Annotated in this window: 38 protein-coding genes; 31 read left to right on the forward strand and 7 right to left on the reverse strand. The window is 46.7% G+C overall.

The features are described 5' to 3' along the window. Nucleotides 1–20: 20 nt before the first annotated feature. Nucleotides 21–1,205 carry an elongation factor Tu gene (tuf, locus tag BMZ28_RS14330; protein ID WP_047779688.1) on the forward strand — a complete coding sequence of 395 codons (1,185 nt, stop codon included), beginning with the start codon at nucleotides 21–23 and terminating at the stop codon, nucleotides 1,203–1,205. A gap of 147 nt (nucleotides 1,206–1,352) precedes the next feature. Here the strand turns inward: tuf and BMZ28_RS14335 are convergent, their stop codons facing one another. Next, nucleotides 1,353–3,011 carry an LTA synthase family protein gene (locus BMZ28_RS14335; protein WP_074824244.1) on the reverse strand — a complete coding sequence of 553 codons (1,659 nt, stop codon included), beginning with the start codon at nucleotides 3,009–3,011 and terminating at the stop codon, nucleotides 1,353–1,355. Between the two features lie 423 nt (nucleotides 3,012–3,434). Here BMZ28_RS14335 and rpsJ point away from each other — a divergent pair, with 423 nt between their 5' ends. The 30 genes from rpsJ to BMZ28_RS14485 all read left to right on the forward strand — a co-directional run bounded on the left by rpsJ (nucleotide 3,435) and on the right by BMZ28_RS14485 (nucleotide 18,009). Beyond that, complete coding sequence (gene rpsJ / locus BMZ28_RS14340) at nucleotides 3,435–3,746, forward strand: 30S ribosomal protein S10 (protein ID WP_001181005.1); 312 nt, start codon at nucleotides 3,435–3,437, stop codon at nucleotides 3,744–3,746. Between the two features lie 32 nt (nucleotides 3,747–3,778). Next, complete coding sequence (rplC, locus tag BMZ28_RS14345) at nucleotides 3,779–4,408, forward strand: 50S ribosomal protein L3 (protein ID WP_047779690.1); 630 nt, start codon at nucleotides 3,779–3,781, stop codon at nucleotides 4,406–4,408. 16 nt (nucleotides 4,409–4,424) lie between these two features. Continuing rightward, a complete protein-coding gene (gene rplD / locus BMZ28_RS14350) occupies nucleotides 4,425–5,030 on the forward strand; it encodes a 50S ribosomal protein L4 (RefSeq protein ID WP_047779691.1) in 606 nt (201 codons plus the stop codon). Then, nucleotides 5,027–5,329, forward strand: coding sequence for a 50S ribosomal protein L23 (rplW, locus tag BMZ28_RS14355; protein ID WP_047779692.1), 303 nt, complete (start codon nucleotides 5,027–5,029; stop codon nucleotides 5,327–5,329). Before rplD ends, rplW begins: the two co-directional genes overlap by 4 nt. A 19-nt stretch (nucleotides 5,330–5,348) precedes the next feature. Beyond that, complete coding sequence (gene rplB / locus BMZ28_RS14360; RefSeq protein WP_047779693.1) at nucleotides 5,349–6,173, forward strand: 50S ribosomal protein L2; 825 nt, start codon at nucleotides 5,349–5,351, stop codon at nucleotides 6,171–6,173. A gap of 14 nt (nucleotides 6,174–6,187) precedes the next feature. Next, nucleotides 6,188–6,466 carry a 30S ribosomal protein S19 gene (rpsS, locus tag BMZ28_RS14365; RefSeq protein ID WP_047756688.1) on the forward strand — a complete coding sequence of 93 codons (279 nt, stop codon included), beginning with the start codon at nucleotides 6,188–6,190 and terminating at the stop codon, nucleotides 6,464–6,466. Between the two features lie 14 nt (nucleotides 6,467–6,480). After that, entirely contained in the window at nucleotides 6,481–6,813 is a 333-nt protein-coding gene (gene rplV / locus BMZ28_RS14370; protein WP_047779694.1) for a 50S ribosomal protein L22, read from the forward strand. A 17-nt stretch (nucleotides 6,814–6,830) separates the two neighbouring features. Further along, complete coding sequence (gene rpsC, locus BMZ28_RS14375) at nucleotides 6,831–7,532, forward strand: 30S ribosomal protein S3 (protein WP_047779695.1); 702 nt, start codon at nucleotides 6,831–6,833, stop codon at nucleotides 7,530–7,532. Nucleotides 7,533–7,544: 12 nt separating this feature from the next. Next, entirely contained in the window at nucleotides 7,545–7,955 is a 411-nt protein-coding gene (gene rplP, locus BMZ28_RS14380; RefSeq protein WP_047779696.1) for a 50S ribosomal protein L16, read from the forward strand. Beyond that, nucleotides 7,955–8,146, forward strand: coding sequence for a 50S ribosomal protein L29 (gene rpmC, locus BMZ28_RS14385; RefSeq protein ID WP_047779697.1), 192 nt, complete (start codon nucleotides 7,955–7,957; stop codon nucleotides 8,144–8,146). Before rplP ends, rpmC begins: the two co-directional genes overlap by 1 nt. Continuing rightward, a complete protein-coding gene (rpsQ, locus tag BMZ28_RS14390; RefSeq protein WP_047779698.1) occupies nucleotides 8,146–8,400 on the forward strand; it encodes a 30S ribosomal protein S17 in 255 nt (84 codons plus the stop codon). The genes rpmC and rpsQ overlap by 1 nt, the downstream gene beginning before the upstream one ends. A 162-nt stretch (nucleotides 8,401–8,562) precedes the next feature. After that, complete coding sequence (gene rplN, locus BMZ28_RS14395) at nucleotides 8,563–8,934, forward strand: 50S ribosomal protein L14 (protein ID WP_020322771.1); 372 nt, start codon at nucleotides 8,563–8,565, stop codon at nucleotides 8,932–8,934. A 10-nt stretch (nucleotides 8,935–8,944) separates the two neighbouring features. Beyond that, the gene (gene rplX / locus BMZ28_RS14400; RefSeq protein ID WP_029095684.1) at nucleotides 8,945–9,259 is read left to right on the forward strand and encodes a 50S ribosomal protein L24; all 315 of its coding nucleotides are present in this window, start codon (nucleotides 8,945–8,947) and stop codon (nucleotides 9,257–9,259) included. A gap of 14 nt (nucleotides 9,260–9,273) precedes the next feature. Continuing rightward, nucleotides 9,274–9,813 (forward strand): 50S ribosomal protein L5, encoded by a 540-nt coding sequence (gene rplE / locus BMZ28_RS14405; RefSeq protein WP_047779699.1) that lies wholly within the window; start codon nucleotides 9,274–9,276, stop codon nucleotides 9,811–9,813. A gap of 13 nt (nucleotides 9,814–9,826) precedes the next feature. Next, complete coding sequence (gene rpsN / locus BMZ28_RS14410) at nucleotides 9,827–10,132, forward strand: 30S ribosomal protein S14 (protein WP_047779700.1); 306 nt, start codon at nucleotides 9,827–9,829, stop codon at nucleotides 10,130–10,132. Between the two features lie 31 nt (nucleotides 10,133–10,163). Beyond that, a complete protein-coding gene (gene rpsH / locus BMZ28_RS14415; RefSeq protein ID WP_047779701.1) occupies nucleotides 10,164–10,556 on the forward strand; it encodes a 30S ribosomal protein S8 in 393 nt (130 codons plus the stop codon). Between the two features lie 13 nt (nucleotides 10,557–10,569). Beyond that, the gene (gene rplF, locus BMZ28_RS14420; RefSeq protein WP_047779702.1) at nucleotides 10,570–11,103 is read left to right on the forward strand and encodes a 50S ribosomal protein L6; all 534 of its coding nucleotides are present in this window, start codon (nucleotides 10,570–10,572) and stop codon (nucleotides 11,101–11,103) included. A 9-nt stretch (nucleotides 11,104–11,112) separates the two neighbouring features. After that, nucleotides 11,113–11,466 carry a 50S ribosomal protein L18 gene (gene rplR, locus BMZ28_RS14425; RefSeq protein WP_047779703.1) on the forward strand — a complete coding sequence of 118 codons (354 nt, stop codon included), beginning with the start codon at nucleotides 11,113–11,115 and terminating at the stop codon, nucleotides 11,464–11,466. Between the two features lie 14 nt (nucleotides 11,467–11,480). Beyond that, entirely contained in the window at nucleotides 11,481–11,981 is a 501-nt protein-coding gene (gene rpsE, locus BMZ28_RS14430) for a 30S ribosomal protein S5 (protein WP_047779704.1), read from the forward strand. Nucleotides 11,982–11,987: 6 nt separating this feature from the next. Next, nucleotides 11,988–12,167, forward strand: a complete 180-nt coding sequence (gene rpmD, locus BMZ28_RS14435) for a 50S ribosomal protein L30 (protein ID WP_029095691.1) — start codon at nucleotides 11,988–11,990, stop codon at nucleotides 12,165–12,167. Between the two features lie 3 nt (nucleotides 12,168–12,170). Further along, nucleotides 12,171–12,605: a 50S ribosomal protein L15 gene (gene rplO / locus BMZ28_RS14440; RefSeq protein WP_047779705.1), complete on the forward strand. Its 435-nt coding sequence runs from the start codon at nucleotides 12,171–12,173 to the stop codon at nucleotides 12,603–12,605. A 7-nt stretch (nucleotides 12,606–12,612) separates the two neighbouring features. After that, entirely contained in the window at nucleotides 12,613–13,941 is a 1,329-nt protein-coding gene (secY, locus tag BMZ28_RS14445) for a preprotein translocase subunit SecY (RefSeq protein WP_047779706.1), read from the forward strand. Nucleotides 13,942–13,976: 35 nt separating this feature from the next. Further along, nucleotides 13,977–14,090, forward strand: a complete 114-nt coding sequence (rpmJ, locus tag BMZ28_RS14450) for a 50S ribosomal protein L36 (RefSeq protein WP_029095694.1) — start codon at nucleotides 13,977–13,979, stop codon at nucleotides 14,088–14,090. A 152-nt stretch (nucleotides 14,091–14,242) separates the two neighbouring features. Beyond that, the gene (gene rpsM, locus BMZ28_RS14455; protein ID WP_047779707.1) at nucleotides 14,243–14,599 is read left to right on the forward strand and encodes a 30S ribosomal protein S13; all 357 of its coding nucleotides are present in this window, start codon (nucleotides 14,243–14,245) and stop codon (nucleotides 14,597–14,599) included. Nucleotides 14,600–14,615: 16 nt separating this feature from the next. Further along, the gene (rpsK, locus tag BMZ28_RS14460) at nucleotides 14,616–15,005 is read left to right on the forward strand and encodes a 30S ribosomal protein S11 (RefSeq protein WP_027275681.1); all 390 of its coding nucleotides are present in this window, start codon (nucleotides 14,616–14,618) and stop codon (nucleotides 15,003–15,005) included. A gap of 34 nt (nucleotides 15,006–15,039) precedes the next feature. Next, the gene (rpsD, locus tag BMZ28_RS14465; protein WP_047779708.1) at nucleotides 15,040–15,660 is read left to right on the forward strand and encodes a 30S ribosomal protein S4; all 621 of its coding nucleotides are present in this window, start codon (nucleotides 15,040–15,042) and stop codon (nucleotides 15,658–15,660) included. A 25-nt stretch (nucleotides 15,661–15,685) separates the two neighbouring features. Then, nucleotides 15,686–16,675, forward strand: a complete 990-nt coding sequence (locus BMZ28_RS14470; RefSeq protein ID WP_047779709.1) for a DNA-directed RNA polymerase subunit alpha — start codon at nucleotides 15,686–15,688, stop codon at nucleotides 16,673–16,675. Nucleotides 16,676–16,715: 40 nt separating this feature from the next. Continuing rightward, complete coding sequence (gene rplQ / locus BMZ28_RS14475; RefSeq protein WP_027275684.1) at nucleotides 16,716–17,105, forward strand: 50S ribosomal protein L17; 390 nt, start codon at nucleotides 16,716–16,718, stop codon at nucleotides 17,103–17,105. A 144-nt stretch (nucleotides 17,106–17,249) separates the two neighbouring features. Beyond that, complete coding sequence (zntR, locus tag BMZ28_RS14480; protein ID WP_047779710.1) at nucleotides 17,250–17,690, forward strand: Zn(2+)-responsive transcriptional regulator; 441 nt, start codon at nucleotides 17,250–17,252, stop codon at nucleotides 17,688–17,690. A 67-nt stretch (nucleotides 17,691–17,757) separates the two neighbouring features. Next, entirely contained in the window at nucleotides 17,758–18,009 is a 252-nt protein-coding gene (locus tag BMZ28_RS14485) for an alternative ribosome-rescue factor A (RefSeq protein WP_074824247.1), read from the forward strand. On the opposite strand, the gene BMZ28_RS14490 is transcribed toward BMZ28_RS14485, so the two are convergent. The 6 genes from BMZ28_RS14490 to BMZ28_RS14515 all read right to left on the reverse strand — a co-directional run bounded on the left by BMZ28_RS14490 (nucleotide 18,002) and on the right by BMZ28_RS14515 (nucleotide 25,421). After that, nucleotides 18,002–19,132, reverse strand: coding sequence for a CdaR family transcriptional regulator (locus BMZ28_RS14490; protein WP_074824249.1), 1,131 nt, complete (start codon nucleotides 19,130–19,132; stop codon nucleotides 18,002–18,004). The genes BMZ28_RS14485 and BMZ28_RS14490 overlap by 8 nt on opposite strands. A 61-nt stretch (nucleotides 19,133–19,193) precedes the next feature. Then, nucleotides 19,194–20,363, reverse strand: coding sequence for a glycerate kinase (locus BMZ28_RS14495; RefSeq protein WP_074824252.1), 1,170 nt, complete (start codon nucleotides 20,361–20,363; stop codon nucleotides 19,194–19,196). 59 nt (nucleotides 20,364–20,422) lie between these two features. Continuing rightward, a complete protein-coding gene (locus tag BMZ28_RS14500) occupies nucleotides 20,423–21,607 on the reverse strand; it encodes a thiolase family protein (RefSeq protein WP_074824255.1) in 1,185 nt (394 codons plus the stop codon). A gap of 10 nt (nucleotides 21,608–21,617) precedes the next feature. Beyond that, entirely contained in the window at nucleotides 21,618–22,355 is a 738-nt protein-coding gene (fabG, locus tag BMZ28_RS14505; protein ID WP_047779715.1) for a 3-oxoacyl-ACP reductase FabG, read from the reverse strand. Nucleotides 22,356–22,403: 48 nt separating this feature from the next. Next, complete coding sequence (locus BMZ28_RS14510; RefSeq protein ID WP_074824258.1) at nucleotides 22,404–24,005, reverse strand: acyl CoA:acetate/3-ketoacid CoA transferase; 1,602 nt, start codon at nucleotides 24,003–24,005, stop codon at nucleotides 22,404–22,406. An 87-nt stretch (nucleotides 24,006–24,092) separates the two neighbouring features. After that, nucleotides 24,093–25,421 (reverse strand): MFS transporter, encoded by a 1,329-nt coding sequence (locus tag BMZ28_RS14515; RefSeq protein ID WP_047779717.1) that lies wholly within the window; start codon nucleotides 25,419–25,421, stop codon nucleotides 24,093–24,095. Nucleotides 25,422–25,453: the final 32 nt, after the last annotated feature.

Consider the following 25,453-nt stretch of genomic DNA (forward strand, 5'->3'; position numbering starts at 1 on the left):
CAGTGTAAAGGAAGAGAATCGTGTCTAAAGAAAAATTTGAACGTACAAAACCGCACGTTAACGTTGGTACTATCGGCCACGTTGACCACGGTAAAACAACTCTGACCGCAGCTATCACCAACGTATTAGCAAAAACCTACGGTGGTAACGCGCGTGCATTCGATCAAATCGATAACGCACCAGAAGAAAAAGCTCGTGGTATTACCATCAATACTTCTCACGTAGAATACGACACCCCTACGCGTCACTATGCACACGTTGACTGCCCAGGACACGCCGACTACGTTAAGAACATGATTACCGGTGCTGCTCAGATGGACGGCGCTATTCTGGTTGTTGCTGCAACTGATGGTCCTATGCCACAAACTCGTGAGCACATCCTGTTAGGTCGCCAGGTTGGCGTACCATACATCATTGTGTTCCTGAACAAGTGTGACATGGTTGATGATGAAGAGCTGTTAGAACTGGTTGAAATGGAAGTTCGTGAGCTTCTGTCTCAGTACGATTTCCCAGGTGATGATACTCCAGTTGTTCGTGGTTCTGCGCTGAAAGCGTTAGAAGGCGAAGCTGAGTGGGAAGCTAAAATCATTGAATTAGCTAGCTACCTGGACAGCTACATTCCAGAGCCAGAGCGTGCAATTGATAAGCCGTTCCTGCTGCCAATCGAAGACGTTTTCTCAATCTCTGGCCGTGGTACAGTAGTAACCGGTCGTGTAGAGCGCGGTATCGTTAAAGTTGGTGAAGAAGTTGAAATCGTTGGTATCAAAGATACTGTGAAAACAACTTGTACTGGCGTTGAAATGTTCCGTAAGTTACTGGATGAAGGCCGTGCGGGTGAGAACGTTGGTGTTCTGCTGCGTGGTACTAAGCGTGACGAAATCGAACGTGGTCAAGTATTAGCAAAACCAGGTTCAATCAACCCGCATACTAACTTCGTATCAGAAGTTTATATCCTGAGCAAAGATGAAGGTGGTCGTCATACTCCATTCTTCAAAGGCTACCGTCCACAGTTCTACTTCCGTACAACTGACGTGACCGGTACCATCGAACTGCCAGAAGGCGTAGAGATGGTAATGCCAGGTGATAACATTCAGATGACTGTAACTCTGATTGCCCCAATCGCGATGGACGAAGGTTTACGCTTCGCTATCCGTGAAGGTGGCCGTACTGTTGGTGCGGGTGTTGTTGCTAAGATCATCAAGTAATTCTAATTACTTATGAATGAAAAAAGGGTGCTTAGGCACCCTTTTTTATGGTCAAAAGAAAAGTTAGCTGACGGAAGGTATGTCTGATACTTTCGGCGGTTTAAAATTAAAGCGCCATATAGGCGCTTTAATTCATCACGATTAACCTCATTCTCCAGCAGTTTTGAGGTCCTGATACAGATAGTGCTTATAACTATTCGTTAGCTTTTGATCCGGACAGTCATCTAAACGCCCCTGACAGAGATTTCTCATTCGGATATTAGCTTCATAGAATGGAGAGACAGGCAGACCCGTTCTTTCCAGCAGTATTCCACCTAAAAATGAAATGTCAGTGATATCACCAAAATTTTGAAGGGGCTCTGAGGCTAAATTATCCTTAAGATAAAATTGGGTGAGATACCAGGCGTTGGTTAATGTCGTATTGTACTTGCCGTTCCAGCCAACGTTAGGTTGGTGGTCACCAAAGTAGAGGAACATGGTTGGCTTTTCTCGTTCGGCAACAAATTGTGAGAATTGATTTGTTGCAGTATCCAACAGTTTTATCTTGTCTATATAGTGGCTAATTGCTCCCGCAGCGTTTTTGTCCCCGCTAGATTTTGCTATTTGAAAATCGTCAGAGTGATCTTTTTCATAAGGGCCGTGCTCATTCATGGTTAACACAAAGATAAATACTGGTTTATCCGTATGTTGCTTTAATAACTGCTTTACGTAACCAAGCATGGCTTCAGTTGAAATGGTCCATAGGTTATCGTCTAGTTCTGCCGGATAGCCCAATTCTTGAGGTTGAATAATCAGGTCAATGCCGAGATTTTTGTAGGTAGGACCTGCGTTATAGTTCATTTTAAACATGGGTGTTAACACAACAGTGTAATAACCATTATTTTTAAGCTCACGAAATAGACTGTTCTTTATATGTGGTGCAACCGTATAGAAGACCGAATTTTTTCTGAACTTGAAGTCATCGGTATTAAGTCCAGTGAGCAGTGAGAATTCAGAAAGCCAAGTTCCTCCGCCGAAAGTTTGCACTCTTAATGGGCTGGTTGCCCGAGTATCTTTATCGTGGGCAAACATTTTAAACTCAGGAAATGTCACCCCTGGGAGGTGATAAAGTTCAGGGTTAACCGTTGACTCTTGCAGCATAACCACGATATCTGGCTTACTGGCATTCTCCTTGGGGAGATAACTAAATTGTTTATTTGATAAAAAGTAATTGGATGATTCTTTGTATTGCGGTGGTTGGTAATACATCTGCTGGGCAGACATAAACATGTTAACAATTGTCCCTTTTCCTTTGGGGAGAGCGCCTTGCCAATTTTCGATATTATGTTTATTTTGGCTAAATTGCGTAATGCCTAAAATTAATCCCGCCATGATAAATAATGAGAGAAAACGGTAGGGGAGTGAAATTTTTATTGTGCGTATATAAAGCACAACATTTAGAGCCAATAAAATCACTAATCCAATCAGACCCAACAGTGCTAGGGGGTAATGGAAGAGTGTACCGAAATTAGCAGGATCGAGCGCGATGCTAATATCTTGGAAAAAAAGCCGTTCTTTGTAGTAATGTGCTTTTATCTGATTTAGCAGCTGAAGTATGACAATTAGCGTACTGGTAATGCTTAATGAGAGTTTTACTCTACCAGATAGAAAGAGTAGGGCAGTAAAAATAGCCAAGAAGAAGCCGAAAGCGATGAAGCCAACGTATGAAAAGCTAAATCGACTACTGCAAATAATTAATGCGGCAAGCGTAATCAGATATAAATAAGCTGTAGAAATGAAACTTTTATTGTTCTTTGATAGAAGCATGTAGTTATTAACTTAAAATAATGAAAAGGCAATCTAAGACAGCCAAAAAAGAGGCATGTTCCATAACGATTGATTTTTGTTAGTGCATTGGAGAAATAGAGCCAACTGTTTAGGCCGGGTGAATTATACATTAAATTAAAATGACAATCGGGTCTGAAATGGTAAACCGTGAATTTAATCCCAGATTGCGCTTGCGTGATGGGTGTAAATCTGTACAATGCTCAGGCCTGCACTTTTATGTGGTGCGGTATAAGTACGAAGTTAGTGCTTATTACTACAACGTTATCCTGTAAAGCTTAATTTTGTAGTAACAATACTCCCGATCTGGGGGTTACATGAAGAACGATTACACTCCCCCATCAATCGAAATGGGTGTGAGGAGTAATTTTTTTACGTTTATAAAATAATTGGAGCTCTGGTCTCATGCAGAACCAAAGAATCCGTATCCGCCTGAAAGCGTTTGATCACCGTTTGATCGACCAATCAACCGCGGAAATCGTCGAGACTGCTAAGCGCACTGGCGCTCAAGTTCGTGGTCCGATCCCGCTGCCGACCCGCAAAGAGCGTTTTACCGTTCTGATCTCTCCGCACGTCAATAAAGATGCGCGCGATCAGTACGAAATTCGTACTCACAAGCGTCTGGTTGACATCGTTGAGCCAACTGAAAAAACGGTTGATGCTCTGATGCGTCTGGATCTGGCTGCCGGTGTTGACGTGCAGATCAGCCTGGGTTAATCAGGTCATTGAGCGATTGAGAGGTTGAAACAATGATTGGTTTAGTCGGTCGTAAAGTGGGAATGACCCGCATCTTCACTGAAGATGGCGTATCTATCCCCGTGACTGTTATCGAAGTAGAAGCGAACCGTGTTACTCAGATCAAAGATCTGGCTAACGATGGATACCGTGCTGTTCAGGTTACTACCGGTGCTAAAAAAGCTAACCGCGTAACTAAGCCTGAAGCAGGTCATTTCGCGAAGGCTGGCGTAACTGCCGGTCGTGGTTTGTGGGAATTCCGTCTGAATGAAGGCGAAGAATTTACTGCAGGTCAAGAAATTAACGTTGACATTTTTGCTGACGTTAAAAAAGTTGACGTTACCGGTACATCTAAAGGTAAAGGTTTTGCTGGCACTGTTAAGCGCTGGAACTTCCGTACTCAAGATGCTACCCATGGTAACTCTTTGGCACACCGTGGTCATGGTTCAATCGGTCAGAACCAGACTCCAGGTAAAGTGTTCAAAGGCAAGAAAATGGCAGGCCATTTAGGTGACGAGCGTGTAACCGTTCAAAGCCTGGACGTAGTACGTGTTGACGCTGAGCGCAACCTGCTGCTGGTCAAGGGTGCTGTTCCGGGAGCAACCGGTAGCGACCTGATCGTTAAACCGGCTGTCAAGGCGTAACGTCGAGGAGATAGGAATGGAATTGGTAATGAAAGACGCGCCTGGCGCGCTGACTGTTTCCGAAACTACCTTCGGGCGTGATTTCAATGAAGCGTTAGTACACCAAGTTGTTGTTGCTTATGCAGCTGCAGCTCGTCAAGGTACTCGTGCTCAGAAGACCCGCGCTGAAGTAACAGGTTCCGGTAAAAAACCGTGGCGTCAAAAAGGCACCGGCCGTGCGCGTTCAGGTTCTGTAAAGAGCCCGATCTGGCGTTCAGGCGGCGTGACCTTTGCTGCTCGTCCACAAGACCACAGCCAGAAAGTCAACAAAAAGATGTACCGCGGCGCACTGAAGTGCATTCTGTCCGAACTGGTACGTCAAGACCGTCTGATTGTAGTTGAGAAGTTCACTGTAGAAGCACCTAAAACTAAGTTGCTGGTACAGAAACTGAAAGAAATGGCTCTGGATGATGTACTGATCATCACTGGCGAAGTTGAACCTAATTTGTACCTGGCAGCAGGTAACTTACACAAGGTTGACGTTCGTGATGTTGCTGGTATTGATCCGTTTAGCCTAATCGCTTTTGATAAAGTGGTGATGACTGCTGATGCTGTGAAGCAAGTAGAGGAGATGCTGGCATGATCCGTGAAGAACGCCTGCTGAAAGTCCTACGCGCACCACACGTTTCTGAGAAAGCCTCTGGCGCAATGGAAAAGCACAATACTATCGTGCTGAAAGTTGCTAAAGATGCTACTAAGGCAGAAGTAAAAGCTGCTGTTCAGAAGCTGTTTGAGGTTGAAGTCAATGAAGTTCGTACTTTGCTGGTTAAAGGCAAAACGAAACGTCATGGTCAGCGTGTTGGTCGTCGTAGCGACTGGAAAAAAGCTTACGTCACTTTGAAAGAAGGCCAGAATCTGGACTTCATCGGCGGCGCAGAGTAAGTCGGAGGATTGAAAAACAATGGCAATTGTTAAGTGTAAGCCAACATCTCCGGGTCGTCGCCACGTAGTTAAAGTGGTTAACCCTGAGTTGCACAAGGGCAAGCCTTATGCCCCATTGCTGGAAAAAAACAGCAAATCAGGTGGCCGTAACAACAATGGCCGCATCACCACGCGTCATATTGGTGGTGGTCACAAGCAGCAGTATCGTCTAGTTGACTTTAAACGCAACAAAGATGGTATTCCTGCAATTGTTGAGCGTCTGGAATATGATCCGAACCGTTCCGCGAATATCGCGCTGGTTCTGTATAAAGACGGTGAACGCCGTTATATTCTGGCACCAAAAGGCCTGAAAGCCGGTGACCAAATCCAATCTGGTGTTGATGCTGCTATTAAGGCGGGTAACTGCCTACCAATGCGCAACATCCCAGTGGGTTCTACGGTTCACAACGTTGAAATGAAACCAGGTAAAGGCGGCCAAATGGCTCGTTCTGCCGGTGGATATGTTCAAATCGTTGCCCGTGAAGGTTCCTACGTAACGATACGTCTTCGTTCTGGCGAAATGCGTAAAGTATTATCTGATTGCCGCGCCACCTTAGGTGAAGTGGGTAACTCAGAGCATATGCTGCGCGTACTGGGTAAAGCCGGTGCTAGTCGTTGGCGTGGTGTTCGTCCTACCGTTCGCGGTACTGCGATGAACCCAGTCGATCACCCACACGGTGGTGGTGAAGGTCGTAACTTTGGTAAGCATCCTGTGACTCCATGGGGCGTGCAGACCAAAGGTAAGAAGACCCGTAGCAACAAGCGTACCGATCAATATATCGTACGTCGCCGTAGTAAAAAATAATTAGAGGATAAGCCATGCCACGTTCTCTCAAGAAAGGTCCATTTATAGACCTGCACTTGCTGAAGAAGGTAGAGAAAGCGGTGGAAAGCGGAGACAAAAAGCCTGTTAAGACTTGGTCCCGTCGTTCAACGATCTTTCCAAACATGATCGGTTTGACCATCGCTGTCCATAATGGTCGTCAGCACGTTCCAGTCTTTGTTACCGACGAAATGGTCGGTCATAAACTGGGCGAATTCGCGCCGACTCGTACTTATCGCGGCCATGCGGCTGACAAAAAAGCCAAAAAGCGCTAAGGTAGGAGGAAGAGATGGAAACTATCGCTAAACATCGCCACGCTCGTTCTTCTGCTCAGAAGGTTCGCTTAGTTGCAGACCTGATTCGCGGTAAGAAAGTGTCGCAAGCTCTGGAAATTTTAACCTACAACAACAAGAAAGCTGCTGATCTGGTTAAAAAAGTACTTGAGTCTGCCATTGCAAACGCAGAACACAACGATGGCGCTGACATCGACGATCTGAAAGTCGCGAAAATCTTTGTCGACGAAGGTCCTACCATGAAGCGTATTATGCCTCGTGCAAAAGGCCGTGCAGATCGTATCCTGAAGCGCACCAGCCACATCACTGTGGTTGTGTCCGATCGCTGAGACTCTGGAGAATAGCAATGGGTCAGAAAGTACATCCGAATGGTATTCGACTGGGTATTGTCAAACCTTGGAACTCTACCTGGTACGCAAATACCAAAGAATTCGCTGACAACCTAGACAGCGACTTTAAAGTTCGTCAATTCTTAACTAAAGAATTGTCGAAAGCTTCCGTTTCTCGCATCGTGATCGAGCGTCCTGCGAAGAGCATCCGTGTGACTATTCACACTGCTCGCCCAGGCATCGTGATCGGCAAGAAAGGTGAAGACGTCGAAAAACTGCGCAACGCTGTAGCAGCTATTGCTGGCGTTCCTGCGCAAATTAATATCGCCGAAGTCCGTAAACCGGAACTAGACGCTAAATTGGTTGCTGACAGCATCACTTCACAGCTGGAACGTCGTGTTATGTTCCGTCGTGCTATGAAGCGTGCAGTTCAAAACGCCATGCGTATAGGCGCTAAAGGAATTAAAGTGGAAGTAAGCGGTCGCTTAGGCGGCGCTGAAATCGCGCGTACCGAATGGTACCGTGAAGGTCGTGTTCCATTGCATACACTGCGTGCGGACATTGACTATAACACTTCCGAAGCGCACACCACTTATGGTGTAATCGGCGTAAAAGTGTGGATCTTCAAAGGTGAGATCTTGGGTGGTATGGCTGCCGTTGAACAACCGGAAAAACCGGCTGCTCAACCGAAGAAGCAGCAGCGTAAAGGCCGTAAATAAGGAGCATCGCTGATGTTACAACCAAAGCGTACAAAATTCCGTAAAGTGCACAAGGGCCGCAACCGTGGTCTGGCTGCCGGCGCGGATGTGAGCTTCGGCACTTTCGGTCTGAAAGCTGTGGGCCGCGGTCGTTTGACTGCTCGCCAAATCGAGGCGGCACGTCGTGCCATGACACGTGCAGTTAAGCGTCAAGGTAAAATCTGGATCCGTGTGTTCCCAGACAAACCAATCACTGAAAAGCCGCTTGAAGTGCGTATGGGTAAAGGTAAGGGTAACGTGGAGTATTGGGTTGCCCTGATTCAACCGGGAAAAGTCCTGTATGAAATGGACGGTGTTTCGGAAGAAGTTGCCCGTGAAGCATTCAAGCTGGCAGCAGCAAAACTGCCGATTAAAACCACCTTTGTAACTAAGACGGTGATGTAATGAAAGCAAAAGAGCTGCGTGAAAAAAGTGTTGAAGAGCTGAACACTGAGCTGCTGAACCTGCTGCGTGAACAGTTTAATCTGCGCATGCAAGCAGCAAGCGGTCAACTGCAACAGTCTCACCTGTTGAAACAAGTGCGTCGTAATGTTGCACGTGTGAAAACTTTACTGAATGAGAAGGCGGGTGCGTAATGACTGATAAAATCCGTACTCTGCAAGGTCGTGTTGTTAGCGACAAAATGGAGAAATCCATTGTCGTTGCGATTGAGCGTATGGTGAAGCACCCGATGTATGGTAAGTTCATCAAACGTACGACTAAGCTGCATGTACATGACGAGAACAATGAGTGTGGTATTGGCGATCTGATTGAGATTAGCGAATGCCGTCCTCTGTCAAAGACTAAGTCTTGGACACTTGTTCGAGTTGTAGAGAAAGCGGTTCTGTAATACAGTACCCTTTCTTAAACAAAATAAACGGCTCAGTAAACGGGCCGTTTATTTTTTCTACCCAACATCGAAAAGCGATGGTATAATGCCGCGCCCCGATGTATGGGGGTTTTTAAACGACCCGTGAGGGTCCTTAGTAGTTGACATTAGCGGAGCACTAAGATGATCCAAGAACAGACTATGCTTAACGTCGCTGACAACTCTGGCGCACGTCGCGTAATGTGTATCAAGGTTCTGGGTGGATCGCACCGTCGCTACGCTGGCGTAGGCGACATCATCAAAATTACCATCAAGGAAGCAATTCCGCGTGGTAAGGTTAAGAAAGGTGATGTGCTTAAAGCGGTAGTGGTGCGCACCAGAAAGGGTGTTCGTCGCCCTGACGGATCTGTCATTCGCTTCGATGGTAATGCTTGCGTTATTTTAAATAACAACAGTGAGCAACCTATCGGCACGCGTATTTTTGGACCGGTAACTCGTGAATTACGTAATGAAAAATTCATGAAAATTATCTCTCTGGCACCAGAAGTACTGTAAGGAGCGAACCATGGCAGCGAAAATCCGTCGTGATGACGAAGTTATCGTGTTAACCGGTAAAGATAAAGGTAAACGCGGTAAAGTTAAGAATGTTCTGTCTTCCAGTAAGATTGTTGTTGAAGGTATCAACCTGGTTAAGAAACATCAGAAGCCTGTACCGGCTCTGAACCAACCAGGTGGCATCGTTGAAAAAGAAGCTGCAATTCAGGTTTCTAACGTTGCAATCTACAACGCAGCTACAGGTAAGGCTGACCGTGTAGGCTTTCGTTTTGAAGACGGCAAAAAAGTCCGTTTCTTCAAATCTAATAGCGAAACTATCAAGTAATTTGGAGTAGTACGATGGCGAAACTGCATGATTACTACAAAGAACAGGTAGTAAATAAACTGGTAGACCAGTTTGGCTACAAATCTGTCATGCAAGTCCCTCGGGTCGAGAAGATCACCCTTAATATGGGTGTTGGTGAAGCGATCACTGATAAGAAACTGCTGGATAACGCAGCAGCTGATTTAGCAGCGATCAGTGGCCAAAAGCCGCTAATCACCAAAGCACGCAACTCTGTTGCAGGCTTCAAAATCCGCCAGGGCTATCCGATCGGCTGTAAAGTGACCCTACGTGGCGAACGTATGTGGGAATTCTTAGAGCGTCTGATTTCTATTGCTGTACCTCGTGTACGTGACTTCCGTGGCTTAAATCCTAAGTCATTTGATGGTCGTGGTAACTACAGCATGGGCGTGCGTGAGCAGATTATCTTCCCAGAAATCGACTATGACAAAGTCGATCGTGTACGTGGTTTGGACATTACCATTACCACTTCTGCGCAATCTGACGAAGAAGGCCGCGCTCTGCTGGCTGCCTTTAACTTCCCGTTCCGCAAGTAAGGTAGGGTTACTAATGGCTAAGCAATCAATGAAAGCACGTGAAGTTAAACGTGTGAAGTTAGCAGACAAGTTCTACGCTAAGCGTACTGAACTTAAAGCGATTATCTCTGATGTGAATGCATCCGATGAAGACCGTTGGAATGCAGTGCTCAAACTGCAAACTCTTCCACGTGATTCCAGTCCAAGTCGTCAACGTAACCGTTGTCGTCAAACAGGTCGCCCACACGGCGTTCTGCGTAAATTTGGATTGAGTCGTATCAAGGTCCGTGAAGCCGCAATGCGCGGTGAAATCCCGGGTCTGAAAAAGGCTAGTTGGTAATATCACCATTGAATCACGGGAGTAGAGACAGATGAGCATGCAAGATCCGATCGCGGATATGCTGACCCGTATCCGAAACGGTCAGGCCGCGAACAAAGTTGCGGTCACTATGCCTTCCTCCAAGCTAAAACTGGCTATTGCCAAAGTGCTGAAGGAAGAAGGTTATATTGAAGAATATAAAATTGAAGGCGACACCAAGCCCGAACTGGAATTAGTACTTAAGTACTTCCAGGGCGCGCCTGTTGTAGAAAGTATTCAGCGAGTAAGCCGTCCTGGTCTGCGCATCTATAAAAGAAAAGATGAGCTGCCAAAGGTAATGGCTGGTTTAGGTATCGCTGTTGTTTCTACCTCTAAAGGTGTCATGACTGATCGTGCAGCTCGCCAAGCAGGTCTTGGTGGCGAGATTATCTGCTACGTAGCTTAATCAGGAGGAAAGAATGTCTCGTGTTGCAAAAACACCCGTCGTTATTCCTGCTGGCGTAGAGGTAAAACTCAACGGTCAGGTTATAACAATTAAGGGTAAAAACGGCGAGCTGTCGCGTACAGTCCATGATTCCGTTGAAGTTAAACAAGAAAACAATGAAATCACTTTCGGTCCACGCGAAGGTTTTGTTGACGGATGGGCCCAAGCGGGTACCGTACGTTCTTTGGTTAACGGAATGGTTATCGGTGTTACTGAAGGCTTCGTTAAGAAGCTACAGCTGGTAGGCGTAGGTTACCGTGCAGCAGTTAAAGGCAATGTGGTGAATTTATCTTTAGGATTCTCTCACCCTGTTGAACATCAACTGCCAGCAGGCATTACTGCCGAATGTCCAAGCCAAACTGAAATCGTGCTGAAAGGCGCTGATAAGCAGGTTATTGGTCAGATCGCAGCAGAATTGCGTGCCTACCGTCGTCCTGAGCCTTATAAAGGCAAGGGTGTCCGTTACGCCGACGAAGTCGTGCGTACCAAAGAGGCTAAGAAGAAGTAAGGTAACACTATGGATAAGAAAGCAGCTCGTATCCGTCGTGCGACCCGCGCACGTCGTAAGATTAAAGAACTGTGTGCGACTCGCCTGGTGATTCACCGTACTCCGCGCCATATTTATGCGCAGATTATCGCACCAAACGGTTCTGAAGTTCTGGCAGCCGCTTCTACGTTAGAAAAGGCTATTGCAGAACAATTGAAGTATACCGGAAACAAAGATGCAGCAGCAGCAGTAGGTAAAGCTATCGCTGAGCGCGCACTGGCCAAAGAGATTACGAAAGTATCTTTTGACCGTTCTGGTTTCCAATATCATGGTAGAGTCCAGGCGCTGGCAGATGCTGCCCGCGAAGCTGGCCTTCAGTTCTAAGGTAGAGGTGTAAGATGTCTCACATCGAGAAACAAGCTGGCGAACTGCAGGAAAAGCTGATCGCGGTTAACCGCGTATCTAAAACCGTAAAAGGTGGTCGTATTTTTAGCTTCACCGCACTAACTGTAGTGGGTGATGGCAACGGCCGCGTTGGTTTTGGTTACGGAAAAGCGCGTGAAGTTCCAGCAGCGATCCAGAAAGCGATGGAAAAAGCCCGTCGCAACATGATGAATGTTGCATTAAACAACGGAACTCTGCAGCATCCTGTTAAAGGTGCTCATACAGGTTCTCGCGTGTTTATGCAGCCTGCATTTGAAGGTACCGGTATTATCGCCGGCGGTGCAATGCGCGCCGTTCTGGAAGTCGCCGGAGTACGTAACGTATTAGCTAAGGCTTATGGTTCTACTAACCCGATTAACGTGGTTCGTGCAACTATTGATGCCTTGGATAATATGAAGTCTCCTGAGATGGTTGCTGCCAAGCGCGGTAAAACTGTCGAAGACATTCTGGGGTAATGAGCAATGGCAAAGACTATTAAAGTTACTCAAATTCGCAGCTCTATCGGCCGCCTGCCTAAACATAAGGCAACGCTGGTTGGTTTGGGTCTGCGTCGCATCGGTCACACTGTAGAGCGCGAGGATACTCCTGCTGTACGTGGCATGATCAACCTGGTTTCTTACATGGTTAAAGTGGAGGAGTAAGAGATGCGTTTAAATACTCTGGCTCCGGCCGAAGGTGCAAAACACGCTTCTAAGCGTTTAGGTCGTGGTATTGGTTCTGGTCTGGGTAAAACCGGCGGCCGTGGTCACAAAGGTCAGAAGTCTCGTTCTGGCGGTGGCGTACGTCGTGGTTTCGAAGGCGGCCAAATGCCTTTATACCGTCGTTTACCAAAATTTGGTTTTACTTCTCGTAAAGCAATGATCACGGCAGAAGTTCGTCTGTCTGAGCTTGCTCAAGTAGAAGGCGAGGTTATTGACCTGAACGCACTGAAAGCGGCAAACGTAGTTGGCGTACAAATTGAGTTCGCGAAAGTTATGCTTTCAGGCGAAATCAGTCGTCCAGTTACTTTACGCGGTCTGCGTGTAACCAAAGGCGCTCGTGCTGCAATCGAAGCCGCTGGCGGGAAAATTGAGGAATAAGTAGCAGATGGCTAAGCAACCAGGATTAGATTTTCAAAGTGCAAAGGGCGGACTAGGCGAGCTGAAGCGCAGACTCTTATTTGTTGTCGGTGCTTTGATCGTGTTCCGTATTGGCTCTTTTATTCCAATTCCTGGTATTGACGCCACTGTGCTTGCTAAGTTAGTCGAAGAGCAGAGAGGCACCATCATTGACATGTTTAACATGTTCTCTGGTGGCGCCCTCAGTCGTGCTTCTGTCTTCGCGCTTGGTATTATGCCGTATATTTCGGCCTCTATTATCGTGCAGCTGTTAACGGTGGTTCATCCTAAGTTAGCGGAATTGAAGAAAGAGGGCGAGTCTGGCCGTCGTAAGATAAGCCAGTACACTCGATATGGTACGTTGGTTCTGGCCATATTCCAGTCAGTCGGTATTGCTACCGGCTTACCGAATATGGGAATGCCGGGTCTGGTGATTAATCCAGGCTTTGCGTTCTACTTTACCGCGGTTGTGAGCTTAGTTACGGGAACCATGTTCCTGATGTGGCTGGGTGAGCAGGTGACTGAACGAGGTATCGGTAACGGTATTTCAATCATCATTTTCGCTGGTATTGTTGCTGGTTTACCACCTGCTATTGGACAGACTATCGAGCAGGCTCGGCAGGGTGACTTACATGTTCTTCTGCTGCTATTGGTTGCGGTGTTAGTATTCGCGGTGACTTTCTTTGTTGTATTTGTTGAGCGTGGTCAGCGTCGTATCGTCGTTAACTATGCGAAACGTCAGCAAGGTCGTCGTGTTTACGCTGCACAGAGTACCCACTTACCGTTGAAAGTGAATATGGCCGGTGTAATACCTGCAATTTTTGCTTCAAGTATCATTCTGTTCCCTGCGACAATTGCCTCATGGTTCGGTGGTGGTACTGGTTGGAACTGGTTGACAACTATTTCTATGTATTTGCAACCCGGTCAGCCACTTTATGTGTTACTCTATGCATCTGCGATCATATTCTTCTGTTTCTTCTATACAGCGTTGGTTTTCAACCCTCGTGAAACAGCAGATAACCTGAAGAAGTCCGGTGCGTTTGTACCAGGGATTCGTCCGGGAGAGCAAACGGCTAAATATATTGATAAAGTAATGACGCGTTTAACCTTTGTTGGTGCAATGTACATTACCTTTATCTGCCTGATCCCGGAGTTTATGCGTGACGCAATGAAAGTACCTTTCAACTTTGGTGGTACTTCGTTACTTATCGTCGTTGTCGTCATCATGGACTTTATGGCTCAAGTGCAAACTCTGATGATGTCGAGTCAATATGAGTCTGCATTGAAGAAAGCAAACCTGAAAGGCTACGGCCGTTAATTCAGGGCTAGCTTGAGAAGTTACGGAGAGTTAAAATGAAAGTTCGTGCTTCCGTCAAGAAGTTATGTCGCAACTGCAAAATCATCAAGCGCCACGGCGTTGTTCGCGTGATTTGCGTTGAACCAAAGCATAAACAGCGTCAAGGCTGATTTATAATTTGGCATATTTTTCTTGCAAAGTGTGATTGAGCTGGCTAGATTAGCCAGCCAATCTTTTTGTGTGTGACAGCAACATTATTTGAGTATCCTGAAAACGGGCTTTTCAGAGTAGTGTTGCAGTATATAATTAGTAGGAGTGCATAGTGGCCCGTATAGCAGGCATTAACATTCCTGATCATAAACATACCGTAATTGCATTAACTGCGATCTTCGGTGTCGGCAAAACCCGCTCACAGGCTATCTGTAAAGCGTCTGGTATTGCTGAAAATGTTAAGATCAGTGAACTGTCTGAAGAGCAAATTGACAAGCTGCGTGACGAAGTTGCCAAGTACGTTGTAGAAGGTGATCTGCGTCGTGAAGTTACCATGAGCATCAAGCGTCTTATGGACCTTGGTTGTTATCGTGGTGTACGTCATCGTCGTGGTCTACCGGTTCGCGGACAGCGTACCAAGACTAACGCCCGTACCCGTAAGGGTCCGCGTAAACCGATCAAGAAATAATCGGGGTGATTGAATAATGGCAAAAGCACCTGTTCGTGCACGTAAGCGTGTAAGAAAACAAGTTTCTGACGGTATGGCTCATATCCATGCTTCTTTTAACAACACCATTGTGACTATTACCGATCGCCAGGGTAATGCATTGGGTTGGGCAACAGCTGGTGGTTCCGGCTTCCGTGGTTCTCGTAAATCCACTCCATTTGCTGCTCAAGTAGCGGCAGAGCGCTGCGCAGAAGCAGTAAAAGAGTACGGAATTAAGAACCTAGAAGTTATGGTTAAAGGCCCAGGTCCAGGTCGTGAGTCAACTATCCGCGCATTAAACGCGGCTGGTTTCCGCATCACTAATATTACTGATGTGACTCCGATTCCTCACAACGGTTGTCGTCCTCCTAAGAAACGTCGCGTTTAATCGCCACTGTTTCTAGGATTGTTGGAGAAAGAAAATGGCAAGATATTTGGGTCCTAAGCTCAAGCTTAGCCGTCGTGAGGGCACAGACTTATTCCTTAAGTCTGGTGTTCGCGCGATCGATACCAAGTGTAAAATTGAACAAGCTCCTGGTCAGCACGGTGCGCGCAAGCCACGTCTGTCTGACTATGGCGTACAGTTACGTGAAAAGCAAAAAGTTCGCCGTATGTATGGTGTTCTTGAGCGTCAGTTCCGTAATTATTATAAAGAAGCAACGCGTCTGAAAGGCAACACTGGTGAAAACCTGCTGTGTCTTTTAGAAGGCCGTTTAGACAACGTGGTTTACCGTATGGGCTTCGGCGCTACTCGTGCAGAAGCACGTCAGTTAGTTAGCCACAAAGCTGTTATGGTTAATGGTCGCGTTGTTAACATCGCTTCTTTTCAGGTATCTCCGAATGACGTAGTCAGCGTACGTGAGAAAGCTAAAAAGCAATCTCGTGTTAAAGCCGCTTTAGAGCTGTTTGAACAGCGCGAAAAGCCGACTTGGATCGAAGTTGATGCTGCTAAGATGGAAGGCGTTTTCAAACGCAATCCTGAGCGCTCCGATCTGTCTGCGGACATTAACGAACACCTGATCGTCGAACTTTACTCTAAGTAAAGTTTAGTACCAAAGAGAGGACACAATGCAGGGTTCTGTGACAGAGTTTCTAAAACCACGCCTGGTAGATATCGAGCAATTAAGTTCGACGCACGCTAAGGTGACCCTTGAGCCGTTAGAGCGTGGCTTCGGCCATACTTTAGGTAACGCACTGCGCCGCATTCTGCTTTCATCAATGCCGGGTTGTGCGGTAACTGAAGTTGAGATTGATGGTGTACTACATGAGTACAGCACCAAAGAAGGCGTACAGGAAGACATCCTGGAAATCCTGCTCAACCTGAAAGGGCTGGCGGTGAAAGTTCATGGTAAAGATGAAGTTATTCTTAGCTTGAATAAGTCTGGCATTGGCCCTGTGACTGCAGCCGACATTACCCATGATGGGGATGTTGAAGTCGTCAAACCTCAGCACTTGATCTGCCATCTGACTGACGAAAACGCATCTATTAGTATGCGTATCAAGGTTCAGCGTGGTCGTGGTTATGTGCCGGCTTCTGCCCGTATTCATACGGAAGAAGATGAGCGTCCAATTGGTCGTCTGTTGGTTGATGCATGCTACAGCCCGGTAGAGCGTATTGCCTACAATGTTGAAGCAGCGCGTGTAGAACAGCGTACTGACTTGGATAAGCTGGTCATCGAGATGGAAACTAACGGCACGATTGATCCGGAAGAATCAATCCGTCGTGCGGCAACCATCCTGGCTGAACAACTGGAAGCTTTCGTTGACTTACGTGATGTACGTCAGCCGGAAGTGAAGGAAGAGAAGCCAGAATTCGATCCGATCTTGCTACGCCCTGTTGACGATCTGGAACTGACTGTCCGCTCCGCTAACTGCCTCAAGGCAGAAGCTATCCACTACATCGGTGATCTGGTACAGCGTACCGAAGTTGAGTTGTTAAAAACTCCAAACTTGGGTAAAAAATCTCTTACTGAGATTAAAGACGTGCTTGCATCTCGTGGTTTGTCTCTGGGCATGCGCCTGGAAAACTGGCCACCAGCTAGCATTGCTGACGAGTAACCGGATCACAGGTTAAGGTTTTACTGAGAAGGATAAGGTCATGCGCCATCGTAAGAGTGGACGTCAACTGAACCGCAACAGCAGTCATCGCCAAGCTATGTTTCGTAACATGGCAGGCTCTTTAGTTCGTCATGAAATCATCAAGACGACTTTGCCTAAGGCGAAAGAGCTGCGTCGCGTGGTTGAACCACTGATTACACTTGCCAAGGCCGACAGCGTTGCTAATCGTCGTCTGGCATTCGCCCGTACTCGTGATAACGAGATCGTGGCAAAACTGTTTAATGAGCTTGGCCCGCGTTTCGCGAGCCGCGCAGGTGGTTACACTCGTATTCTTAAGTGTGGCTTCCGTGCAGGTGATAACGCTCCGATGGCTTACATCGAGCTGGTTGACCGTGCAGAAAAAGCTCCTGAAGAAGCAGCTGCAGAGTAATATCTACAGTTGTTGAAAAAAGCCGGGTTATCCCGGCTTTTTTTATATCTGCTATTTGAAGTAAAATAATAATTATTGTTATTGCTTTATCTATTGGTATTTCCTATCTTGTTATTTTAAGCTGCTCCTTCAAGGAGGTGTTTTATGTATCGTATTGGGCAACTGGCCAAACTGGCTAATGTCACACCGGATACTATTCGTTATTACGAAAAACAGAACATGATGTCTCATGATGTTCGTTCCGAAGGGGGATTTCGCCTCTATACCGAGCAAGATCTACAGCGGCTTAAATTTATTCGTTATGCTAAGCAACTGGGTTTTACGTTGGAATCTATTGCAGAGTTGCTATCAATTCGGGTTGAGCCAGAACAGCATACCTGTCAGGAATCAAAATTCATTGTTCAGTCCAGATTGGACGAGGTAGAGAAAAAGCTGCGTGAACTGGAACATATGAAGGCTTCTTTACAGAGATTAAGCGATGCATGTTGTGGTAGCGCCCATAGCAGCGCCTATTGCTCTATTTTAGAAGCGCTGGAGCAGGGGGCAACCAATGAATTACCTCATATAGATTTAAGAACTAAATAGCCAACGGGTAAATTTTGTTCTATTATGCGCCGGTTTTTATCGCCGAAATAAATTAAGAGAGGTTTCTATGGCGAAGTATCAGCACCAAAAAGGCACGATTCAGGATAATGCGTTGCAAGCTCTGCTGCATGACCCTTTATTTCGTCAACGCGTAGAGAAAAATGTTAAAGGTAAAGGCAGCTATCAGCGTAAAGCTAAACATGCTGGCAAAATGGGCCGGGAGGCTGGAGATAAAAGGATTCTAAGCGTCTTTTTATCTCCAGCCTTCTTTATTTCCGCTAGCAACAATCTTACGATAGCCAATAGAACATTCAGTTAACCGACGTATTTTGATGATAGTGCAATGCAATCATTAACTGGCTTAATTCTTTAAATACAAACGGATCCAGCGAAGTAATCTCTTTGATCTGATGCAGACGATAACTCAGCGTATTGCGGTGTATACCCAGTTCTTGTGAAGCGTTATTGACCTCAGCGTTATTCTCAATGTAGGTAATCAGCGTTTTTAATAGCGTTTTTCCGGTGCTATGGGCAAGTAACTTCTCGATTCTCCGATTAAAATAGAGTGTGAAGTAGCTGGTTTTGGCTTCGTTCAATAGTCCACTATAAGCAAATCGTTTTCCGCTAATTATCCGTTGTTCTGGTTGATACTGCTTACCATGCTTAATCATTTCCCTGACCATAAAAATAGACTGGCGAAATTGTTGCGGGGCATCTGATTGAACACCAACGCCAATAACGTAGTGGCTTAGCTGTGTTTCCAGAAAGCTATTAATTTGATCAATGATGAATTCTGCGCGCTCGGTGTCGGTGAGCAGTAAAAGAATTTCATCGTTGCTGAGCAGTAGAACTCGCTGCGATTTTATAATTCTTGATAGCTCATTTAGAATGTGGTCAATGGTTTTACCCAGTAAATGCCCACCGGTTTCTATATTGATTAATAAGGGAATCAGCGCACTGTCTAAACCGAGATGTTGTGGTTTTAGCTGATAGAGAATCTCCTCTCCTTTTTCGGTATTACCCAGTTCCAGATACTGTTTCAGCAGCAAATCACGAATGCGGTACTGCCAGTTAATCTCGCGAATATCCCATGATTGTTTAATCAATAATTCCGCCGCTAAAATAGCTAATTCGGCGTAACGGCCAATAGCAACCGGATTACCGCTGATGCCAATCACCATTACAACTTGATCGTCTACAATAATCGGATGATTAATGCCCGGCTGCACATTTTTGTATTTTGCGGCTTGCTGGGCATTCTCTATGGTCATTCTTTGGCGGCTTTTAATGACCTCATACGCAACTTCGTGACGTTCCCCTATGCGATGGTTCTCACCGGAGGCGATAATGATCCCCTGATGATCGATGACATTTACATTATGATGGATAATGCTCATTGCCCGTTTAACGATGGTATTGGCTAACTCTAAGGTGATAAGCATACTTGTTTCCTATGGATATAAAGCAACTAATCATAATGTGAGCTATAGCTTTGTATCATATTTAACGGCATTTATGAGGTATCAGTCTCATTCCTACATTTAAGGTGCGAATTAAGGCTTCAGCGGTATCGGCTAAAAGTACTTCAACATCTTGCATTGCTTGTTCCAGTGAAATAGGACGGGGGCAGATAGACCACATAGCATCAATATTATTCTGATAAAGCAGATTAGCGCCTTCTCCTAGTGAGCCTGCCAAAGCAATCACCGGTTTATTGTAAGTCGCTGCCAATGTCGCTACGCCAACTGGCGCTTTACCAAAACTGCTTTGTTTATCCAGCTTGCCTTCACCAGTGATAATCAGGTCGGCGTCTTTTATCAGTTTTTCGGCATCGAGTAATTCCAGCACGAGTTCAATTCCCGGGCGTAATTGCGCCTGAGTAAACCACAATAATGCAGCGCCCATGCCGCCAGCAGCACCGGATCCGGGAATCTGATTAACGCTATGATTTAATATTTGGCTGAGAACTTGATGATAATTAACCATCCCGGCTTCTAATTGGTCTAACTGAGCGGCGGTAGCTCCTTTTTGCGGCCCATAAATTCGGGTTGCGCCGTTATCACCGAGCAATGGATTATTGACATCGCATGACGCTTCAAACAACGTATTGGATATGGCCGGATGCAGTTGGCTAATATCCACAGCGTTCACTCGTATAAGGTCTTCACCGCAAGCTGGGGCTGGAATCAGATTATGTTGGCGATCGAAAAATTGCACGCCTAATGCTTGTGCAAAACCAATGCCGCCATCATTGGTGGCGCTGCCGCCTAATCCGATAATAATATGTTGGCAACCTTGATCCAGCGCTTGCTTAACCAGTTGTCCTAGCCCATAGGATGATGCTTTAGCTGAATGACGTTTCTCTTTTGGCGTTAATTCCAAACCGCAGGTCTGCGCCATTTCAATAATGGCTGTGCCACCGTCCAACATGAGGTATTCAGCATCCACCTGCTGACCATATGGGCCGCTGACGGTAAGTGAGTGCTTAATAAGTCCCTTTAGTGATGGGCTTTCATTTAATATTTGTAGTAATCCCTCGCCACCATCAGCAATAGGCAACTGGTAGGTTGTGATATCGTGGCGATAGCGAGTTAAACCGGAAGCAATCGCTTGGCAAGCCTGTTGTGCGCTACAGCTTCCTTTAAATGAATCAATGGCAATAACGATTTTCATAGCCCATCCTTTGTCGTTCGGAGTATTGGGGTGAAAGGGGGCGTTATGCCCCCTGGGAATTACTGTTCGCGTTCGAATAGTACCGAGATACCTTGCCCGCCGCCGATACACATAGTGGCGAGTCCGGTATTGACATTGCGACGTTCCATTTCGTACATCAACTTGACGGAAATAATGGCACCGCTAGCGCCGACGGGATGACCCAGCGCAATTGCCCCGCCGTTGACGTTAACTTTGGCTGGATCCAGCTGCAGATCGTTAATGACCGCAAGTGACTGGGCGGCAAAGGCTTCATTCAACTCAATGAGATCGATATCGTGTACCGACATATTGAGCTTTTTCATGAGTTTTTTGGTGGCCGGTGCTGGACCAAAGCCCATGATTTCTGCTTCACAACCTGCTACCGCCCAACCACGAACCACCATTCTAATTGGCAGGCCTAGTTGCTCAGCCTTTGCTCGGGTGGTCATAACCAGCGCACCTGCACCGTCATTAATACCGGATGAGGTTGCTGCGGTTACGGTGCCGTCTTTTTTAAAGGCTGGCTTAAGTTGAGCATATTTTTCTTTTGGCGTATCACGGGGATGCTCATCTGTTTGGAAGGTTCGGGTGCTTTTTCCTTCACGGATTTCAAGCGGCAGGATTTGAGACTCAAAGTATCCGGCTTTGATTGCTGCTAATGCCTTCTGTTGGCTATTCCAGGCAAACTCATCCATCGCTTCACGGCTAATATTAAAACGCTCTGCGGTGAATTCAGCTGTCATACCGTTATGGTAAGGGCCTTCTGGCCAAGTCAGGATTGAGATGATTCCATCCTCCAGCTCGCCGTGACCTAAACGATAGCCATAGCGGGCTTTACGGATATAGTAGGGCAACTGAGTCATATTCTCAGTGCCGCAGGCTACGGTGATTTCTGCATTGCCTGTTTGTAATTCCATCATACAGTCAACAATAGCCTGTAGACCGGAACCGCATTGACGATTGACGGAGTAGGAGGTTGTTTCGTTGGGCAATCCTGCTCTTAGCTGGCAGATACGGGCAATAAAACCACTTTCTGCAATTTGCCCCACGTTTCCTACCACAACCTCATCGATCTGTTCAGGTTTTAGTCCGGCTCGAGACACGGCTTCGCGGATGACCGCTGCGCCTAAGTCATGCTGATGGACATCTTTAAAACTGCCGCCCATGGTGCCGATTGCTGTGCGAACACCGCTGACAACCACGATATCATTTGCATTTTTCATCATATTTTCCTTATAGCACCATACCGCCGCCAACATTGATCACTTCGCCATTGATATAGCGGGCTTCATCGGAGGCTAAAAACGCAACGCAGTTACCCACATCTCGTGGGTCGCCAGCGTATCCGGCAGGAATTTTACTGACCATAATGTCCCAGACTTTTTCCGGTACGCCTTTGGTCATATCGGTTTCAATAAATCCAGGGCAGATGGCATTAACCGTGACGCCTTTTCTGGCTAATTCACGGCAGGCAGTTTTCGTTAAACCGATAACGCCAGCTTTTGAGGCGGCATAGTTGGCCTGACCGATATTTCCTAACCAACTGGCAGAAGAGATATTGATAATGCGACCGCTGGCGCGTTCACGCATACGTAAGGCGGCTTCCTGCATACAATGGAAAGTCCCTTTCAGGTTAACGTCCATAACCAGATCCCAGTTTTCCTCGGTCAGTTTATGTAACATTGCGTCGCGATTAATCCCGGCGTTATTGACCAGAATGTCTATTGGGCCCAGCTGTGCTTCGGTTTCAGCAAACAGATGGTTTACTTCATCACGATTGGCAATATTGCAGGGGATAAAAATAGCTTTGTGTCCGGCGTTCACCAGTTCCTGAGCGGTTTTTTCTCCGCCGTCTTTATCAACATCACAAATTGCTACGGCAGCGCCTTGTTCAGCTAGAACCAGCGCAATTCCTCGCCCTAAACCACGACTGGAACCGGTAACAATAGCCACTTTATTTTTTAACGACATAGGGTACTCCTTATATTTTTAAGCCTGACCGTTAACGATAACGGTGGATTAATGATGATTTGATTCAGTATGTTCATTGCTACAGAGTGCGTGTTTAAGGCCAAAATTGACCTCCTCAAACAGTGAGGCATCCATCAGTTTTAGGGATTCTGAAATTAATGGCGTAAATTCCATCTGTTGAAGCACGTCTTTTTCCAGGTCGATACCGGGGGCGATCTCTATCAACATGGGCCCCTGTTCCGTCAGCTCAAAGACCGCCCGCTCTGTGACTAGATGCATTTTTTGTTTCTTTTGACGAGCAATTTCGCCGTTGTAGGAAATTTGATTAATGTCTTTAACCAGCTTTTTGACCGAACCTTCCCGGAGGATTCTTAGCTGGCCGTCGCGGAACTCCACTTCCAATCCTTTTGTTGTAAAGGTGGAACAGAAAACCACGTGATGAGCATTTTGCGTGATATCAATAAAGCCGCCAGCACCGGTACAGCGGTCACCCATCTTGGTGGCATTAATATGACCGTTGGCGTCCATTTCACCGGCTCCCATATAGGTGATATCGACGCCGGTGCCGTTGTAATAGAGCATTTGTTCCTGATGGTTGATCATGGCAGTTAGGTTTTTGCCAATACCAAAATCAATGCCGCCAGCCTGAACCCCACCATAAATTCCGGACTCGACGGTAATCGTTATGTCATCACTGACTTCTTCTTCATGGATGATGGTGCCGATAACATCATTGGGAATGCCGGTACCTAAGTTGATAACGCAGCCGGGATAGAGAAACTGGCAGGCGCGACGACCGATTAGCTTGCGGATAGTTAACGGCAGCTTTTCTAGTTCGCTGGTGGGGGAAATTAGGTTACCGCAGTAGGCAGGGTCGTAGAACCAAGAGGAGGTTTGCCGATGATCCTGCTCTGGATTATCACAGACCACAACTGCATCAATAAAGTTGCCGGGTACAACCACTTGTTTAGGATGCAGGCTGCCCGTTTGCGCCAGATTTTTCACCTGAGCAAGCACCTTGCCACCAAAACGTTTAGCCGCCAGCACCGCCTGTAGGATTTCCAGCTTCATCGCTTCTTCTTCACAGGTCAGGTTGCCTTCGGCATCGGCAGTGGTTCCTCGGATAATGACGGTATCCAAAGGTAAAGCAGGATAAAACAGATATTCCTCACCGCGTAGAGAGACCACTTCCACCAGATCGGCAAGGGCGCGGGTACGGTCATTCATCTTGCCGCCTTCTAAGCGCGGATCGATAAATGTCCCCAAACCTACCTTCGACAAATAACCGGCCTGACCGGCCGCCATCGCGGTATACAAGTGAACGATTTGTCCCTGTGGTAGACAGAATGCTTCTACGCTGTCAGAAGCAATTCGCTCCATCCACTTTGGTGCTAACCCCCAGTGGGAGCCAATAATGCGTTTCACCATTCCCGGATGGGCAAAATGTTGGTTACCTCGTTCACGGTTTGACTGTCCGGCCGAATGGATATAGGTCAGATTAGCCGGAGAACCGGTTGCAAGAAATCGTTGTTCCAGCGCTTTCAGAATTGATTCTGCCGCACCAATAAGCGTCATACCGATAGTACAAACGGTGGAACCGTCATTCACTAAAGCTGCAGCTTGTTGAGCTGTGATAACTTTATTCTTCATAAGTCCTCTGTTCTGTGTTGCTTAATCAAATTCTGAAATACGGTGGTGGCTGCGCTACGTGGCGTCTTTTACGTAGCGCAGCGGCAATTATTTCTCTGCTTCAGCCCTGTTGTTATCTTTGGCACTCGGCGGCTGTTTTACCATTGCGGCACCAATGGTGGCGCAAACTAACAGAATGACGGCAAACCACAGACCCGCGCTTGGCGATCCGGTTTTATCTTCCAGTAGGCCAAATACGTAAGGACCAAAGAAGCCACCTGTGATACCTAAGCAGGCCAGTAGTCCTAGCCCACCGGCGAGCATGTTGCCGCTCATCAAGGTTGCCGGGTAAGTAAAGATGATGGACTGCACTACGAAGAACATTGAGGCGCCGATACAGAAGCCAATAAGTCCGAGAACTGGACCGCCCAGCGCGCCGATAACAAAACCAATCGCCATCGACATAAAGCCTGAAACCAGCATCATCTGGGAGCGTTTCGCGGTATTCGCGTATTTCGGCAGGAAGAAACCACCGAGGGCTGCGGCAATCCATGGGATGGCAGTTAATAGGCCAAGGGTAAAGGTACCCATCTCACCATAGCTGCGAATGATGCTTGGTAGAAAGTAAGTCAGACTGTAGACCGCAATCTGATGAGTAAAATAGATAGCTACGACCAGCAGAAACGTTTTATTGGTAAACGCTGTTTTAAATGAGAACTTTTGGTTTTTATCTACGCCAGCGGGCTGTTCTGCGGCCAGTTTAGTTTCAATATAGGAAACATCATCAGGCGTTAACCATTTCGCATCGCGGGGCTTATCGGGTAATACAGCGTAGACATAGAAGGCCAGAATAATGGCTGGAATACCTTCAACGATAAACATCCACTGCCAACCGTGCAGGCCAGCAACGCCGTCTAGCATGAGCAATGCACCACCTAAAGGGGCACCAACAATATTGGCAATACAAACACCAAGCAGGAACATGCCTACCGCTCTGGCTCGTTCCTCTCGACCAAACCAGTAGGTCAGATAAAGAATAATTCCGGGATAAAGCCCGGCTTCTGCGGCACCCAGCAGTAAACGCATCACATAGAAAGATATAGGCCCGGTAACGAAAGCCATACCGGCAGAAATTAATCCCCAGGTAATCATAATTCGGGTGATCCAGAAGCGAGCACCGACCCGTGCCATAATCAGATTGCTGGGAATTTCCATGGTGGAGTAAGTCAGGAAGAATAGCCCTGCGCCTAAGCCATATGCGGTTGCAGAGAGGCCTAGGTCAATTGACATTGAAGCCCTAGCAATACCGATATTGGTTCGATCAATAAAACTAATGATATAAACAATAATCAGTAGTGGCATGAGATGTTTATATATTTTGGCATTCGTTATTGCCGCTTGGCCTAACGATGCAACTTTCGATTGTACGTTTGACATGATTGACGTTCTCCCCTCATTGCTGAGGTTGT

Source organism: Pragia fontium DSM 5563 = ATCC 49100 (assembly GCF_900112475.1).
GTDB lineage: Bacteria > Pseudomonadota > Gammaproteobacteria > Enterobacterales > Enterobacteriaceae > Pragia > Pragia fontium.

Coding starts and splice junctions, on each gene's coding strand:
- BMZ28_RS14335 (WP_074824244.1), bottom strand. CDS start 3,011: ATGCTTCTATCAAAGAACAATAAAAGTTTCATTTCTACAGCTTATTTA.
- rpsJ (WP_001181005.1), top strand. CDS start 3,435: ATGCAGAACCAAAGAATCCGTATCCGCCTGAAAGCGTTTGATCACCGT.
- rplC (WP_047779690.1), top strand. CDS start 3,779: ATGATTGGTTTAGTCGGTCGTAAAGTGGGAATGACCCGCATCTTCACT.
- rplD (WP_047779691.1), top strand. CDS start 4,425: ATGGAATTGGTAATGAAAGACGCGCCTGGCGCGCTGACTGTTTCCGAA.
- rplW (WP_047779692.1), top strand. CDS start 5,027: ATGATCCGTGAAGAACGCCTGCTGAAAGTCCTACGCGCACCACACGTT.
- rplB (WP_047779693.1), top strand. CDS start 5,349: ATGGCAATTGTTAAGTGTAAGCCAACATCTCCGGGTCGTCGCCACGTA.
- rpsS (WP_047756688.1), top strand. CDS start 6,188: ATGCCACGTTCTCTCAAGAAAGGTCCATTTATAGACCTGCACTTGCTG.
- rplV (WP_047779694.1), top strand. CDS start 6,481: ATGGAAACTATCGCTAAACATCGCCACGCTCGTTCTTCTGCTCAGAAG.
- rpsC (WP_047779695.1), top strand. CDS start 6,831: ATGGGTCAGAAAGTACATCCGAATGGTATTCGACTGGGTATTGTCAAA.
- rplP (WP_047779696.1), top strand. CDS start 7,545: ATGTTACAACCAAAGCGTACAAAATTCCGTAAAGTGCACAAGGGCCGC.
- rpmC (WP_047779697.1), top strand. CDS start 7,955: ATGAAAGCAAAAGAGCTGCGTGAAAAAAGTGTTGAAGAGCTGAACACT.
- rpsQ (WP_047779698.1), top strand. CDS start 8,146: ATGACTGATAAAATCCGTACTCTGCAAGGTCGTGTTGTTAGCGACAAA.
- rplN (WP_020322771.1), top strand. CDS start 8,563: ATGATCCAAGAACAGACTATGCTTAACGTCGCTGACAACTCTGGCGCA.
- rplX (WP_029095684.1), top strand. CDS start 8,945: ATGGCAGCGAAAATCCGTCGTGATGACGAAGTTATCGTGTTAACCGGT.
- rplE (WP_047779699.1), top strand. CDS start 9,274: ATGGCGAAACTGCATGATTACTACAAAGAACAGGTAGTAAATAAACTG.
- rpsN (WP_047779700.1), top strand. CDS start 9,827: ATGGCTAAGCAATCAATGAAAGCACGTGAAGTTAAACGTGTGAAGTTA.
- rpsH (WP_047779701.1), top strand. CDS start 10,164: ATGAGCATGCAAGATCCGATCGCGGATATGCTGACCCGTATCCGAAAC.
- rplF (WP_047779702.1), top strand. CDS start 10,570: ATGTCTCGTGTTGCAAAAACACCCGTCGTTATTCCTGCTGGCGTAGAG.
- rplR (WP_047779703.1), top strand. CDS start 11,113: ATGGATAAGAAAGCAGCTCGTATCCGTCGTGCGACCCGCGCACGTCGT.
- rpsE (WP_047779704.1), top strand. CDS start 11,481: ATGTCTCACATCGAGAAACAAGCTGGCGAACTGCAGGAAAAGCTGATC.
- rpmD (WP_029095691.1), top strand. CDS start 11,988: ATGGCAAAGACTATTAAAGTTACTCAAATTCGCAGCTCTATCGGCCGC.
- rplO (WP_047779705.1), top strand. CDS start 12,171: ATGCGTTTAAATACTCTGGCTCCGGCCGAAGGTGCAAAACACGCTTCT.
- secY (WP_047779706.1), top strand. CDS start 12,613: ATGGCTAAGCAACCAGGATTAGATTTTCAAAGTGCAAAGGGCGGACTA.
- rpmJ (WP_029095694.1), top strand. CDS start 13,977: ATGAAAGTTCGTGCTTCCGTCAAGAAGTTATGTCGCAACTGCAAAATC.
- rpsK (WP_027275681.1), top strand. CDS start 14,616: ATGGCAAAAGCACCTGTTCGTGCACGTAAGCGTGTAAGAAAACAAGTT.
- rpsD (WP_047779708.1), top strand. CDS start 15,040: ATGGCAAGATATTTGGGTCCTAAGCTCAAGCTTAGCCGTCGTGAGGGC.
- BMZ28_RS14470 (WP_047779709.1), top strand. CDS start 15,686: ATGCAGGGTTCTGTGACAGAGTTTCTAAAACCACGCCTGGTAGATATC.
- rplQ (WP_027275684.1), top strand. CDS start 16,716: ATGCGCCATCGTAAGAGTGGACGTCAACTGAACCGCAACAGCAGTCAT.
- zntR (WP_047779710.1), top strand. CDS start 17,250: ATGTATCGTATTGGGCAACTGGCCAAACTGGCTAATGTCACACCGGAT.
- BMZ28_RS14485 (WP_074824247.1), top strand. CDS start 17,758: ATGGCGAAGTATCAGCACCAAAAAGGCACGATTCAGGATAATGCGTTG.
- BMZ28_RS14490 (WP_074824249.1), bottom strand. CDS start 19,132: ATGCTTATCACCTTAGAGTTAGCCAATACCATCGTTAAACGGGCAATG.
- BMZ28_RS14495 (WP_074824252.1), bottom strand. CDS start 20,363: ATGAAAATCGTTATTGCCATTGATTCATTTAAAGGAAGCTGTAGCGCA.
- BMZ28_RS14500 (WP_074824255.1), bottom strand. CDS start 21,607: ATGAAAAATGCAAATGATATCGTGGTTGTCAGCGGTGTTCGCACAGCA.
- fabG (WP_047779715.1), bottom strand. CDS start 22,355: ATGTCGTTAAAAAATAAAGTGGCTATTGTTACCGGTTCCAGTCGTGGT.
- BMZ28_RS14510 (WP_074824258.1), bottom strand. CDS start 24,005: ATGAAGAATAAAGTTATCACAGCTCAACAAGCTGCAGCTTTAGTGAAT.
- BMZ28_RS14515 (WP_047779717.1), bottom strand. CDS start 25,421: ATGTCAAACGTACAATCGAAAGTTGCATCGTTAGGCCAAGCGGCAATA.